This window comes from Anaeromyxobacter soli, assembly GCF_022808855.1.
Lineage (GTDB): Bacteria > Myxococcota > Myxococcia > Myxococcales > Anaeromyxobacteraceae > Anaeromyxobacter > Anaeromyxobacter soli.
Map to the genome: position 1 here is coordinate 1 of NZ_JAKZLF010000034.1, position 12,752 is coordinate 12,752.

General features: G+C 75.3%; 12 protein-coding genes and 1 pseudogene. 8 read left to right on the top strand and 5 right to left on the bottom strand.

Annotated elements, in window-relative coordinates:
* Window positions 1-249: pseudogene (locus tag MLV88_RS19260) on the bottom strand (lytic transglycosylase domain-containing protein); the annotation flags it as partial.
* 184 nt (window positions 250-433) lie between these two features.
* On the opposite strand from MLV88_RS19260, the gene MLV88_RS19265 reads away from it, so the two are divergent.
* Entirely contained in the window at window positions 434-658 is a 225-nt protein-coding gene (locus tag MLV88_RS19265; protein ID WP_242339112.1) for a hypothetical protein, read from the top strand.
* Window positions 659-725: 67 nt separating this feature from the next.
* On the opposite strand, the gene MLV88_RS19270 is transcribed toward MLV88_RS19265, so the two are convergent.
* Together MLV88_RS19270 and MLV88_RS24705 are read right to left on the bottom strand one after the other, a co-directional pair.
* Window positions 726-2,330 carry a CAP domain-containing protein gene (locus MLV88_RS19270; RefSeq protein WP_242339110.1) on the bottom strand — a complete coding sequence of 535 codons (1,605 nt, stop codon included), beginning with the start codon at window positions 2,328-2,330 and terminating at the stop codon, window positions 726-728.
* Window positions 2,330-2,626, bottom strand: a complete 297-nt coding sequence (locus tag MLV88_RS24705; RefSeq protein ID WP_242339108.1) for a DciA family protein — start codon at window positions 2,624-2,626, stop codon at window positions 2,330-2,332. Before MLV88_RS24705 ends, MLV88_RS19270 begins: the two co-directional genes overlap by 1 nt.
* A 131-nt stretch (window positions 2,627-2,757) precedes the next feature.
* On the opposite strand from MLV88_RS24705, the gene MLV88_RS19280 reads away from it, so the two are divergent.
* From MLV88_RS19280 to MLV88_RS19290, 3 genes are all read left to right on the top strand, one after another.
* Entirely contained in the window at window positions 2,758-4,134 is a 1,377-nt protein-coding gene (locus tag MLV88_RS19280; RefSeq protein WP_242339106.1) for an ATP-binding protein, read from the top strand.
* Window positions 4,131-4,682 carry a response regulator transcription factor gene (locus tag MLV88_RS19285; RefSeq protein WP_242339104.1) on the top strand — a complete coding sequence of 184 codons (552 nt, stop codon included), beginning with the start codon at window positions 4,131-4,133 and terminating at the stop codon, window positions 4,680-4,682. Before MLV88_RS19280 ends, MLV88_RS19285 begins: the two co-directional genes overlap by 4 nt.
* 197 nt (window positions 4,683-4,879) lie before the next feature.
* The gene (locus tag MLV88_RS19290; RefSeq protein ID WP_242339102.1) at window positions 4,880-5,275 is read left to right on the top strand and encodes a thioredoxin family protein; all 396 of its coding nucleotides are present in this window, start codon (window positions 4,880-4,882) and stop codon (window positions 5,273-5,275) included.
* Window positions 5,276-5,477: 202 nt separating this feature from the next.
* On the opposite strand, the gene MLV88_RS19295 is transcribed toward MLV88_RS19290, so the two are convergent.
* Window positions 5,478-5,927, bottom strand: a complete 450-nt coding sequence (locus MLV88_RS19295; RefSeq protein ID WP_242339099.1) for a hypothetical protein — start codon at window positions 5,925-5,927, stop codon at window positions 5,478-5,480.
* Between MLV88_RS19295 and MLV88_RS19300 the strand changes: the two genes are divergently transcribed.
* From MLV88_RS19300 to MLV88_RS19315, 4 genes are all read left to right on the top strand, one after another.
* Window positions 5,908-6,072 carry a hypothetical protein gene (locus MLV88_RS19300; protein WP_242339098.1) on the top strand — a complete coding sequence of 55 codons (165 nt, stop codon included), beginning with the start codon at window positions 5,908-5,910 and terminating at the stop codon, window positions 6,070-6,072. The two genes, MLV88_RS19295 and MLV88_RS19300, sit on opposite strands and share 20 nt — an antisense overlap.
* A 316-nt stretch (window positions 6,073-6,388) precedes the next feature.
* On the top strand, window positions 6,389-7,126 hold the full coding sequence (locus MLV88_RS19305; RefSeq protein ID WP_242339094.1) for a DNA recombination/repair protein RecA: 738 nt from the start codon (window positions 6,389-6,391) through the stop codon (window positions 7,124-7,126).
* Entirely contained in the window at window positions 7,116-8,687 is a 1,572-nt protein-coding gene (locus tag MLV88_RS19310; protein ID WP_242339090.1) for a Y-family DNA polymerase, read from the top strand. Before MLV88_RS19305 ends, MLV88_RS19310 begins: the two co-directional genes overlap by 11 nt.
* Before the next feature lie 22 nt (window positions 8,688-8,709).
* Window positions 8,710-12,138: an error-prone DNA polymerase gene (locus MLV88_RS19315; RefSeq protein WP_374110808.1), complete on the top strand. Its 3,429-nt coding sequence runs from the start codon at window positions 8,710-8,712 to the stop codon at window positions 12,136-12,138.
* Between the two features lie 39 nt (window positions 12,139-12,177).
* Here the strand turns inward: MLV88_RS19315 and MLV88_RS19320 are convergent, their stop codons facing one another.
* Complete coding sequence (locus tag MLV88_RS19320) at window positions 12,178-12,609, bottom strand: hypothetical protein (protein WP_242339085.1); 432 nt, start codon at window positions 12,607-12,609, stop codon at window positions 12,178-12,180.
* Window positions 12,610-12,752 lie beyond the last annotated feature (143 nt).

Genomic DNA, 12,752 nt, shown 5'->3' on the forward strand with positions numbered 1-12,752 from the left:
GGCGAGGGCGCGCCGGGCGGCGATCTCGGCGGCCGCTCCATCGCCGTCCGCCTGCGCCTGCGCGGCCTCCGAGATGCCGGAGAGCCAGTCGCACAGCGGCTCCCGCGCGGCGGCCCGGGCCGACCCAACCCAAAGTAAAGCAAGCAACGCAAAACCCACGCGGACGTAAGCCCCGGCGCGTGCAAATCTTTCCTGATCGCGCTCAGGAATGGGTTCACTCGGCGTCCGGTGGGGCTTGACTCGCTGCATCGAGCGGCGCCATATAGCGCGCGCGCCCGGCCCCTGTCGATGAGGGGCTCGCGCGAGCCACGGCGCTTGCACCGGCGCCGGGTCGTACGCCGGTTCTCGAGGGGGGACCGGGACGATCGGACGGGGGAGAGCTGCGCCTTCGCGCGGCTTGGAGGGATGGCCCGGCCATCCAGAGGAGTCCATCGTGCTCGACAAGCCTTGCCCCACCGAGCTCACCGCTCCGATCAACCCCGACCGTGGTGTCGAGGGTCACCGCAACCTCTTCTGCAACTACTACGACGCCTGTCTCGACGAGGCCGTGAAGCAGGGCTGGAACAGCTGGACCTGCACCCGCTGCCCCCTCCACGCCCTGCAGCCCGAGGTCGAGGGGGGACTCGAGAGCTACGCCACCCAGCGGAGGCTCGTCTAGCCCCGCCGGACGCACACGGCAGCCCCGGCCGACCCGGGCGCGCGCGACGGGCGCCGCATCGAGCGCTTCAGTCCGTGTAGATCACCGCGATCCAGAGCCGCCGCGCGCCGTAGCGCCGGCTGTCCCCCGTCGCCACGCCGACCCCCACGCGATGGAAGCGCGGGTCGGGCAGGTTGCGCGAGCGGATCGTCTCCGCCGGGGCGCTCGCCACGAACACGTCCACCGCCGAGAGGGCCCGGCCGGCGAGCGCCCGCGCGCCGAGGTCGCCTGCCTCGGGCGAGTCCGCGCGCCGCATCGTCTCGGCGGCCTCGCGCGCCAGGGCGTCGAGCGCGGGATCCCCGAGGAGCGGCGGGCGCCCGAGCCGGGCGCGCTCGCGCCAGAGCGCCTCGCGGACGCGCGCGTCGGGGAGGAGCGCGCTCTCCCCGCCGTCGTCGGGCGGCTGCACGAGGATTTCGGTGACGTAGACGGCGGGCGCGCCGGAGCGGAGCGTGCCGTGCGCGAGGCCCACGCCCACGAGCGTCGCCGGCGCGAGGAGGTTCGCGAGGTGCGCCGGGCTCTCCTCGATCTTGGCGTGCGCCAGGAGCGCGCGCGGCGCCTGGGCGACGTTCTCGTACGCGAAGCGGTACGCCACCCCGGCGTGCCGGAGCCGATCGCCGACCTCGCCCGAGCCCGGGAGGACGTGCGCCACCGTCGCCGCGTCGCGCATCGCGGCGCTGTGCCGGCGAGCCACCGCGGCGAGCTCCGCCGAGGCCGCGACCGGCGGCAGGCCGCGACGGCGGCGCGTCGCGTTGATCGCGCGGACGATCGCCGCCTCCGCGGCGGCAGGGTCCCCGGGATCGGCGGCCGCGCGCGCGGGGCCTTCCGGCGCCTCGACCGTGGCGCCGCCCGCCGCGACGGTCAGGATCGCGGCGACCTCGGGCCCGCGCGGGCCCTCGCCGACGACCTCCACCGTGTACCGCCCGCGCTCAGGGAAGGAGAGCCGCGCTCGAAAGCCGCTCCCGCGCGCCTCGGTGTCCACCTCGCGCACGTCGCCCGCCGGGAGCGTGACGAACACGCGGGCGGCGCGCAGGCCGCGCGCGAGCCTGCCGGAGAGCACCGCCGAGGTGCCCGCGGACACCTCGCGCGGGAACGGCTCGAGCCCGACCTTGCGCTGGGCCGCGAGCACGAACGCGTGGAGCACGCCGTCGCGCTCGACGGCCCCGGCCCCGACGTGGCTCGCCGTCGAGCCGGGCAGGAGGCGCGCCAGCGCGTCGGCGGCGTCCTCGGGGCGGGCGCGCAGCGCGTACACGGAAGGTGACGGGTCGAAGGAGAGAGCGCGCGCGAGCGCCGCGCGCGAGGCCGGCCCGGAGCGCGCCTCCGGATCGCCCGCCGCGGCTCGGGCCGCGAGCTCTCGCGCCGCGAGCGAGAGCGCCCCGGAGGACTGCGCGCCGCCCAGGCGCGCGCGCGCGACCTCGAGGAGCCGCTGCTCGACGGGGGCGAGCGCCGTCTCCGGCTCGGGGCCGTAGCTCCCCTGCGCGGGCGCCGCCGTGCGCGGCGGCGCAGCTTCGGACGAACGTGGGGCGGGAGCGGAGGCGCCAGGAGAACGCGGCGAGGCGCACCCCTGGAGGAGAGCCGCGACCGAGCACGCGAGCGCGGCGAGCGTCCGGGCGCGCGTCGGCGCTCCCGTGCGCATCAGGGCTCCGGGGCCACGCGCACCTCGAGCCCGCGCGCGACGGCGCGACCGAGGCGAGCGTTCACGCGCTCGCACAGCGGCCTCTCGAGGGCGACGAGCTGAGCCGCCCACTCCTCCGAGCGAACGAGCACGAGGAGGCGGCCGTCGCGCAGCAGGCCTCGCATCGAGACCTCGCGCGCGAGGCGCGGTCCGCAGGCATCGGCGAAGGCGGTGATGAGCGCTGCCCCTTCCGCGGCGGGCCAGTGCGCGAACGCATCGGCGAGCACGGCAGCGACGGTTCGGCGGCGGCCTCTCACGGGGGTGGCAACCTACGGTCAGCGCGCGACATGCGTCAAGCAGCCGCGCCGTGGCGCACGTCTGCGGCAACGGGTCGCGGCCGGCGCCGCACGCGTTCGGGTGTGGTAGTTTCGCCTGGAGGTATCGGCTGATGCGCGTGCCGCAGTCCCAGATGGCGACCGTGGAAGCACCCGCGACCCCCCCCGTCCTACAGCACGCGACGCCGCACGGCGAGACGCGCGTCGGGCGCGCGCGGCTGAACCTCTCCTGGATCGTCCAGCTCCACTGGTGGGCGATCCTCGGCCAGGTCGTGATCGTGGTCGGCGCCTCGTCGTGGACGCACATCGGCGTCCCCCTCGTGCCGCTCGTCGCGATGCTCGTGCTCGAGGTCGGCGGCAACCTCGCGCTCCGCGCGTGGGCGCAGCACGCCAGCCCGAACGCCACGAGCGCGAGCGTCGCGGCCGTCATGTTCCTCGACGCCGCGGTGCTCACCGTCCTCCTGGATCTCACCGGCGGCGCCTCGAACCCGTTCTCGACGCTCTACCTCGTGAACGTCGCGCTCGGGGCGGTCCTCCTGCCGCCGCGCTGGTCCTGGACGCTGATGGTGGCGAGCCTCGCGGGGTTCGCGTCGCTCTATTTTCACGAAGAGGCGACCTCGCCGGCGCACCACATCCGCACGCACATGGACCCGGCGCAGATGATGGACTCGCACCTGCGCGGCATGTGGGTCGCGTTCGCGATCGCGTCGGTGTTCATCGTGTTCTTCGTCCAGCGCGTCTCGCGTGCGCTCGCCGCGCGCGAGCGGGAGCTGCAGCAGGCGCGGGCGCTCGTGGATCGGCGCGAGAAGCTGGCCTCGCTCGCGACGCTCGCCGCGGGCGCGGCGCACGAGCTCTCCACGCCGCTCTCCACGATCGCGGTCGTGGCGAAGGAGCTGCAGCGCTCGCTGCCCGAGGACGTGCCCGCCGAGGTGCGCGGCGACCTCCAGCTCGTCCGCGAGCAGGTGGGGCGCTGCCGCGACATCCTCGATCGCATGTCCGCCAACGCGGGCGAGCACGCCGGAGAGCCGCTCGCGCCGATGAGCGTGCGCGTCTGGGTGGAGACCGCGCTCGACGGGCTTCCGGCGCGAGAGCGCGTCGAGCTCGCGCCCGAGGAGGGCTCGCTCGACGCGTGCCTCGTCGGGCCGCCGCGCGCGCTCGGCGACGCGCTCCGGGGCCTGCTCAAGAACGGTATCCAGGCCTCGCCTCCGGACGAGCGCGTGACGCTGCGGCTCGCGGCGACGGAGGGCTGGGTTCGCGCGCGGGTGGTGGACCGCGGGCGCGGCATGACGACCGACGTGCTCCGGCGCGTCGGCGAGCCGTTCTTCACCACCAAGAGTCCGGGGGAGGGCATGGGGCTCGGGCTGTTCCTCACCCGGGCCCTCGTCGAGCAGCTGGGGGGAAGCTTTCAAATCACCTCGCGCCCCGGAGTCGGGACCGAGGCCTGCATCGATCTGCCGGCGGCGGAGGCCGCCGAGAGGAGCGGCACATGAACATCGAAGGGACGACGCACGAGACGCTGCCGAGCATCCTGCTCGTGGACGACGACGAGGTCCTGCGCGAACGCCTGGCGACGGCCATCCGCGCCCGCGGCTACGAGGTCCGCACCGCCGGGAGCGCCGACGAGGCGCTGCGCGAGGCGGCGAAGGAGTCGCCGGAGATGGCCGTCCTCGACCTGCGCATGCCGGGCGGAGGCGGGCTCGATCTGCTGAAGGAGCTGCGCCGGCACGATCCCGCGACCCGCGTGCTCATGCTCACCGGCTACGGCAGCATCTCCACGGCGGTGGAGGCGGTCCGCGAGGGAGCCGTCGGGTATCTCCCGAAGCCGGCCGACGCCGACGAGATCCTTGCCGCGCTGAACGGCACGAACACCGCGAAGCAGTCCGGCGTCGAGACGCCCTCGCTCGCGCGCGCCGAGTGGGAGCACATCCAGCGCGTGCTCACCGACTGCGGCGGCAACATCTCCGAGGCCGCACGGCGGCTCGGGATCCACCGGCGCTCGCTGCAGCGGAAGCTGCACAAGTATCCGCCCTCGCGCTGATCCGAGCGCTCGCACGGGCGGCGTGCTGGACGGGGTACCGCCGGCACGTCGCTCGCCGCTCCGCCGGCCCTGGAGGGGCGTCCCTGGGCGCCGCGCCGCCCGTGGACGCCCTGAATCCTTTCGCAGACCGGCGGGTCCAATCTTTCGTGTGGCGCCGAGGGCCGATGGACGGCGGGGGGCGCTGAAAGGGATTGGAGATGGGGAACACGACGGTCGAGATCACCGGCAAGAACTTCAAGGAGACGGTCGAGAAGGACGGCATCGTCCTCATCGACTGGTGGGCGCCCTGGTGCGGGCCGTGCCGGGTGTTCGGACCGACGTACGAGAAGGTCGCGGGGAAGCACCCGGACATCACCTTCGGCAAGGTGAACACCGAGGTCGAGCAGGAGCTGGCCGGTGCGTTCGACATCCGCTCCATCCCCACGCTCATGATCCTGCGGGACAAGGTGCTCCTGTTCTCCCAGCCGGGCGCGCTGCCGGAGGCCGCCCTCGAGGATCTCATCCGCCAGGTCCGGACGCTCGACATGGAGAAGGTCCGCGCCGAGATCGCCGCGCAGGAGCGCGACGGCGCCGCGAAGCGCGCGTCCATCTAACGGGGGGCTGCGCCCCCCGCCCCGCCGAGCGAAGCTCGTCGGGGCCCCGCCCCCGCTCGCCGGGTCCCGTGCGCCGCCGCGAGCGGCTTCGCCGCTTCCGCGGCGTCGCCCCGGCGGCTCGCTTCGCGCGCGCAGGTGCGACACAGCAAAAGGGCGGGCGCCCCTGCGGCCGCCCGCCCTTCGTTCATCCTGCCGGGATTAGCTAGTAGCCCTTGCTCGGGGGCGGAGTGGTGCCGCTCGAGCCGGAGCCCGTCGTGCCCGAGTCCGACGGAGGCCGCGTCGTGCCCGTTCCCGTGTCCGAGGGCGGCGTGGTCGTCGTGCCCGTGCCGGTGCCCGTGCCCGTGCTGGTGTCCGAGGGCGGCGTGGTCGTCGTCGTGCCCGTGCCAGTACCCGTGCCCATGCCGGTGCCGGTGCCCATCGACCCGGCGGTCATCACGTCGATGCGGTTCACCTGCAGCGTGTCGCCCGAGCCGGAGAAGCTGGCGCGGACCTGGTCGCCTTCCTTGATGTCGCTGAGGGAGGCGCGCTGCCCGTCCTTCATCACGCGCGTGCTGTCGCTCACCTTCAGCTTCTTGTCGCTGTTCGCGAGCGTGAGCTCCTTCGTGTCACGGTCGAACTTCTCGACCTTGCCCGTGAGCTCGTTCTTGCTCATGGACGTGTCGCTGGCAGAGGCGCTGGAGCCGGTGCCCATGTCGGTCGCCGTGCTGCTGGACCCCGTGCCCGTGCCCATGGTCGAGCCGCTCTGTGACGAGCCGCTCTGTGACGAGCCACTCTGGGACGACGTGGTGCCGCTCTGAGACGACGTCGAGCCGCCCATCCTGTCGTCGCTCGACTGGCCGCTGGTCGTGGAGCCGGCCGTCGAGCCCGACTGCGCGTGCGCGGGGATGCCCGCGACGAGAAGGCCTGCGACGCCGATACCGGCCACGGTTCCCCATCCAAGACGCTTCATTCCAATACCCTCCCTGCTCCGAATGACGGAGCCCGGCCGAACTGCCGTGGCTCTCTGGTGTGCGCATAGGGTGAGCATCACGTCCCCGCGTGTCAGAGCGAGTTGCTACGCCTTGCGACCTGAACGCGTGAGCAGTTATGTTCCTGGGCGGAGGCAGCGGCGGCATGTCGGCGGGTGCGGAGCGTCATCAGCTGGTAGAGCGGCTCCGCGACGAGATCCGTCGTATCGAGCGGCGCCCCGCTCGGCGGGCGGGTGCGCTCGCGTGCGGTCGCCCCGAGATCGACGCGCTCCTGCCCGAGGGCGGCTTTCGCCGCGGAGCGCTCACGGAGCTGGCGGGCGGGCGGGCGAGCGGGAAGACCGCGATCGCGCTGGCGCTCTTCGCGGCGCTGGGACCGGGAGACCTCGCCGCCTACGTCGATGGCCGAGGCGAGCTGTATCCGCCGGCGGCCGCGGCGCTCGGGGTCGACCTCGCGCGCCTGCTCGTCGTGCGGCCCCCGCCGCGCACGTCCGCCGAGGGGCCGGCGCGCGACCCCGCGCTCGTCGCGCTGTGGGCCGCGGAGGCGCTCCTCGCCTCGGGCGCGTTCGCGGCCGTGGCGGTCGACGTGCCCGTCGCGCGCGCGGTGCGCGGGGCGGACGCGGCCGCGCGCCGCCTCCAGGCGGCCGCCGAGAAAGGCGGGGCGGTGGGGCTGTGGCTCGCTGCGGTCGGCGGGACGGCGCTCCGCGTGCCGGTGGCCGTGCGGCTCGAGCTGACCGCCGAGGACGGACGGATCGTGGGGCGCCAGCGGCACGCGGCGGACGAGGCAGCGTGGGCGGGCGGCGCGTCGCTCCTCTCGCGCGCCGCCGGGGTGCGCGGATCGTGGCGCCCTCGGGTGGCGGACCCGGAGGATGGCGATGCGGCGTGAGGCGAGCGGGCTGCGCGTCATCGCGCTGTGCCTCCCCGAGCTGCCGCTCCAGCGGGCGCGGCGCCAGCGCGCCGACGGCTGCGACGGGCCGCTGGCGGTCGTCTCCGAGGGTCGGATCGTGCACTGCGATGGCGCGGCGGCCGCCGACGGCGTCCGCCCGGGAGCCACGCTGTCGGAGGCGCTCGCCGCGTGCGGCCGGCTGCGCACGGTCCCGCTCGATCCCGCGGCCGATCGCGCTGCGCTGCGCGCGGTCGCCGAGGCGGTGCTCCTGCTCGCGCCCGCGGTCGAGCCGTGCGCGCCGGACGTGGTGCTCCTCGACGCGAGCGCCGCCGGGCTCCTCGCCGGAGGCGCGGGGCGGAACGCCTCGCCAGACGCCGGAGAGCGGGTCCTCGCGGAGCGCGCGATCGCCGCGGCGGCGGAGATGGGGTACGCGGCGCGCGCGGCGGTCGCGGACGGTCGCGCGGCGGCGCGTGCGCTCGTGCGGCACGGCGCGTTCTCCGCCCGCACCGGGGAGCTCCTCCACGTCGCGCCCGGGGCGACCGCGGGGGCGATCGCCGCGCTCCCGCTCGAGGCGCTCGGGCTAACGCCGGCGGTGACGGCGCGGCTCCGCGGGCTCGGGATCGCCGACGCGGGCGCGCTCGCGCGGCTCCCGGCGGGCACCCTCGCGCACCGGTTCGGGCCGGACGGCGTTGCGGCGGCCCGCCTCGCCCGCGGAGAGGACGACACCCCGCTCTCTCCCTACTTGCCGGAGACGCTGCCGGTCGAGGCGCTCGAGCTCGAGGCGCCCGCGGAGAGCGCCGAGCCGCTCCTCTTCGCGCTGAAGCGGCTCGCCGACCGGGTCGCCGCGCGCCTCGCCGGGCGCGGCCTCGGTGCGACGCGGCTCAAGGTGGTCCTGAAGCTCGATCCGCGCGGCGAGGAGCGGGTCATCGTACCGCTCGCGCAGCCGACCGCCTCCGCCGCGCGCTGGCTCGTGCCGGCGAAGGAGCACGTGTTCTCGCTGCGGCTCCCCGGGGCGGTGACCGCCGTCGAGCTCGCCGCGATCGAGGTCGCGCCGATCGCGGTGGAGCAGCTCGCGATCGACGATCGCCCCGAGGCGCTCGCCGCGCTCGAGACCGTCCTCGCGCGGCTCGGGGTCCGGCTCGGCGAGGGCGCGATCTTCGCGGCCGAGCCGGTCGAGCGGTACCGCCCCGAGGCCGCGTACCGCGCCGTTCCGTTCCGCCCCGCCGTCGCGCGCGCCTCCGCCCTGCGGAGCCTCGGCGGCTCGCCTGGCGCCGGCGCGCTCGCGCCGTCCGCGGCCGAGCCACGGCCGACGCGGCTCGTGGATCCCCCCACGCCGATCCAGGCGGAAGGCGAGGGGGGACGCGTGACGGCGCTCCGGGTGGAGGGACGCGCGCGCGCGGTGCTCGCGATGGAGGGGCCGGAGCGGCTGCGGGGGGAGTGGTGGGTGCCCGCGCCGTTCGATCGCGACTACTACCGCGTCCGGCTCGACGGCCTGGGGGACTGCTGGGTGTACCGCGACGCCGCCGACGGGCGGCTCTACCTGCACGGATACTTCGACTGACGTGAACCACGAGCGACGCAGGATCGACACGGGCGAGGTCGGCGCTCCCGGAGCGCGGCGGGAGCCGCGGCCTGCGGGGCCGCCGTATGCGGAGCTCCGCTGCCACTCCTGCTTCTCCTTCCTCGAGGGCGCGAGCCATCCCGAGGAGCTCGTCGCTCGCGCCGCGGAGCTCGGGCTCTCGGCGCTCGCGCTCACCGACGTGAGCGGGCTGTACGGGATCGTCCGTGCGCACACCGAGGCCAAGCGGCGCGGGTTCCCGCTCGTCGTCGGCGCGGAGCTCGTCGTGACGGGGCTCACGCCGGGCCGCCCGGCGCGGCTCGTGCTGCTCGCTCAGGACCGTGAGGGGTACGCGGGCCTGTGCCGGCTGGCGACGCGCGCCCACGGGGCGGAGGATCCGGCGCGGGCGGCGCCGCGGCGCCCGCGCGAGGAGGTCGTCCTCGCGCTCGACGCGGTGGCGGGGCGCGCGCGGGGGCTCTTCGCGCTCTATCCCGGCGCCGACGGCGACGCGGCCGCGCGGCTGAAGGAGATCTTCGGCGCGCGCCTCGCGCTCGCGGTCGCGCGCCACCGGGTGGCGGGCGAGGAGGCGCGCGTGCTCGCGGCGCGCGCCATCGGCCGGCGGCTCGGGATCCGCGTCGCGGTCACGAACGACGTCCACACGCACGACCGGCGCCGGCAGGTGTTGCAGGACGTGCTCACCTGCGTCCGCCACGGGACCACCGTCGATCGCGCGGGCCGCCGCCTCTTCCCGAACGCGGAGCGGACGTTGAAGGGCCCCGAGGAGATGGCGCGGCTGTGGAGCGACTTCCCCGAGGGGCTCGAGGCCGCGGGGGAGATCGCGGAGACGTGCCGGTTCCGGATGGAGGAGATCCGGGGCGAGCACCCGCTGCCGCCCGTCGTCGTCGATCGCACCGCCCTCGCCGGCGGCGCGGCGGTCGCCATGTCGAGCCCGCCCCAGGACGAGCGCGCCGTCGCGCCGGTGCCGAACCGCTCGTTGCGAACGACCTCGACCCCGACCCCGACCCCGACCCCGACCTCGACCTCGACCTCGACCTCGACCTCGACCTCGGACGACTCAGTCGAACCCGTCACCGGCATGGCGCTCCTCCGCGAGCTCGTGCGCGAAGGGGCGCGCTGGCGCTACGGCGGGGCGCCTCCGGAGGAGGTCGCCCGGCAGCTCGCGAGGGAGCTCGAGCTCGTCGAGCAGCTCGGGTACGCGAGCTACTTCCTCACGGTCTGGGACATCGTTCGCTTCGCGAGATCGCGCGGGATCCTGTGCCAGGGGCGCGGCAGCGCTGCGAACTCCGCGGTCTGCTTCGTGCTCGGCATCACCGCGATCGACCCCGTCCGCATGGGGCTCCTGTTCGAGCGGTTCATCTCGGCGGAGCGCGGGGAGCCGCCGGACATCGACGTCGACTTCGAGCACGAGCGGCGCGAGGAGGTGATCCAGTACGTCTACGAGCGGTACGGGCGCGATCGCGCCGGCATGGTCTGCGAGGTCATCTCCTACCGGGGCAAGTCCGCGCTCCGGGACGTGGGCAAGGCGCTCGGCCTGTCGCTCGCGCAGGTCGATCGGCTCGCGAAGCTCGTCGGGATGTACGAGGACCTCTCGCAGGTCGGGCCGGAGCTCCTCGCGCAGGCGGGGCTCGACGTCGAGGCCTCGGAGCGGGTGCGGATGACGCTCGACCTTGCGCGCGAGCTGCAAGGGTTCCCGCGCCACCTCTCGATCCACGTCGGCGGGTTCGTGATCACGCGCCGGCCGCTCTGCGAGACGGTGCCCATCGAGCCCGCCGCCATGCCCGGGCGGACCATCGTCCAGTGGGACAAGGACGATCTCGCCGATCTCGATCTGCTGAAGGTCGATCTCCTCGGGCTCGGCATGCTCACCGCGCTCTCTCGCGCGCTCGCGCTCCTCGCCGCCCATCGGCCGGCGCCGGCGCTCGGTCCCCCTGACCGTCGCGAGGCGGGCGCCGCGGCAGGCCAGTGGCCACACCCGGACTCGCTCGCGACCATCCCCTCCGAGGACCCGGCCGTCTACGACATGCTCTGCAAGGCGGACTCGATCGGCGTGTTCCAGATCGAGTCCCGCGCGCAGATGTCGCTCGCCCCGCGGCTCAAGCCCCGGAACTTCTACGACCTCGTCATCTCGGTCGGGATCGTGCGCCCCGGCCCGATCCAGGGCGGGATGATCCACCCGTACCTGCGCCGGCGCGACGGCAAGGAGCAGGTCCGCTATCCGTACCCGCCGCTCGAGCCCGTCCTCGCGAAGACCCTCGGCGTGCCGCTCTTCCAGGAGCAGATCATGCGCCTCGCCGTGGTCGCGGCGGGGTTCACGCCCGGCGAGGCCGACGAGCTGCGCCGCCTCATGACGCACCGGCGCTCGCACGAGAAGCTCGCCGCGATGCGGGCACGCCTCCTCGCGGGCATGGAGCAGCGCGGCATCTCCGCGGCGGACGCGGAGCTCATCTTCCACCAGCTGCTCGGGTTCGCCGGGTACGGCTTCCCGGAGTCGCACTCCGCGTCGTTCGCGCTGCTCGTCTACGCGTCCGCCTGGATCCGCCGCTACCACCCCGCCGCCTTCGCCTGCGCCCTCCTGAACAGCCAGCCGATGGGCTTCTACGCGCCGCACACGCTCATCGAGGACGCGAAGCGGCACGGGGTCGAGGTGCGGGGGATCGACGTCTGCGCCAGCGGCTGGGAGAGCGCGCTCGAGGGCGCGAGGTGCGCGCCTGCGGCTCCCGGCGACACGCCTGCGCTCCGGCTCGGGCTCCACCTCGTGCGCGGGCTGCCGCGCGACGTGGGCGACGCGATCGTCGCGGCCCGGCGCGCGCGGCCGTTCGCGGACCTCGGAGACCTCGTGCGCCGCGCGGGCGTCTCGCGCGCCTGGCTCGTGCGGCTCGCGGAGGCGGACGTCCTGGGACCGCTCGCGCCGGATCGGCGCAGCGCGGTGTGGCGGAGCCTCGCGATGGAGGCGGACGGGGGCGACCTGTTCGCGGGCGTGACCCCGGCGGAGCCGGACACGGCGCTGCCGCAGGCGAGCGCCGAGGAGGAGGTCTCCGCCGACTTCACGACCACCGGCGTCTCGGTGCGCGGCCACCCGATGGCGGTCCTCCGCGCCGCGCTCCCGAGCGCGACCGTGCGCACCGCGCGCGAGCTCGCTCGCCTCCCGGACCGTGCCCCGGTGGAGGTCGCCGGGCTCGTCATCGTCCGGCAGCGACCCCAGACCGCCGCGGGGATCGTGTTCTTGAGCCTCGAGGACGAGACGGGGATCGCGAACCTCGTCGTGATGCCCGACGTCTACGAACGCTTCCGGCCGGTGGTGCGCGGCGCGCCGTTCCTCGTCGCGCGCGGCCGGGTGGAGCGGAGCGGGGAGGTCGTGAACGTGCGCGTGAGCTCGGTCGCGCCGCTCGCGCTCGCCCCGCAGGTGGGGAACCGCGCGCGCGAGTTTCGCTGATCGCGCCGGCTCCTGCCCCGCGCGCCGCAGCCCGGAGCCCTACGGGCAGACCCGGTACGGCACCCGTCCCGGGGCGGCGCCGAACGCGCCGATGAACACGCGGAGCGGACGCGGATCTTCGTCGATGTAGAGCGCCACGTTCACGCAGCCTCCCCCGAAGTCGAACCCGGCCTCGTCTCCCGCCAGGAACGAGAAGCGGACGCGGCCGCCGCCCGCGCTCACCGCGTCCGGCGCCACGCCTTGCGGGGTCACCCGGCCGGCGCCCGCGATCTCGCCGTGGAATCGCCGGGGCAGGTCGGACCGCGCCCGCAGATGCCAGCCGGCGCCGTCGTGCCACAGCCTGTACGCCTCCGACCCGGGATCCTCCAGCGGCGGCCCGGGCTCGACCCGGCGCGCGAGCACCGCGCCCCGCGAGAAGCCGCAGCCCCCCGCGAGGAGGAGCAGGAGGGCGGTGGCGGCACGCGCGGTCATGGGGGACCTCCGCCACGAACGTTCGGCGTCCCGATCGTCCAGGCAACGCATCGCGGAGGGTGAAACCGGGGCAGGGGAGGAGGGACCCGGCGCTGGCTGGTGGAGGGGACGCTCGGCGGTCCGTTGCTCGACCCTCGACCTCG

Excerpts from the sequence above, each read along its gene's own strand:
- MLV88_RS19270 (WP_242339110.1), bottom strand. The coding sequence starts at position 2,330 with ATGCGCACGGGAGCGCCGACGCGCGCCCGGACGCTCGCCGCGCTCGCG.
- MLV88_RS19280 (WP_242339106.1), top strand. The coding sequence starts at position 2,758 with ATGCGCGTGCCGCAGTCCCAGATGGCGACCGTGGAAGCACCCGCGACC.
- MLV88_RS19285 (WP_242339104.1), top strand. The coding sequence starts at position 4,131 with ATGAACATCGAAGGGACGACGCACGAGACGCTGCCGAGCATCCTGCTC.
- MLV88_RS19290 (WP_242339102.1), top strand. The coding sequence starts at position 4,880 with ATGGGGAACACGACGGTCGAGATCACCGGCAAGAACTTCAAGGAGACG.
- MLV88_RS19295 (WP_242339099.1), bottom strand. The coding sequence starts at position 5,927 with ATGAGCAAGAACGAGCTCACGGGCAAGGTCGAGAAGTTCGACCGTGAC.
- MLV88_RS19305 (WP_242339094.1), top strand. The coding sequence starts at position 6,389 with ATGTCGGCGGGTGCGGAGCGTCATCAGCTGGTAGAGCGGCTCCGCGAC.
- MLV88_RS19310 (WP_242339090.1), top strand. The coding sequence starts at position 7,116 with ATGCGGCGTGAGGCGAGCGGGCTGCGCGTCATCGCGCTGTGCCTCCCC.
- MLV88_RS19320 (WP_242339085.1), bottom strand. The coding sequence starts at position 12,609 with ATGACCGCGCGTGCCGCCACCGCCCTCCTGCTCCTCCTCGCGGGGGGC.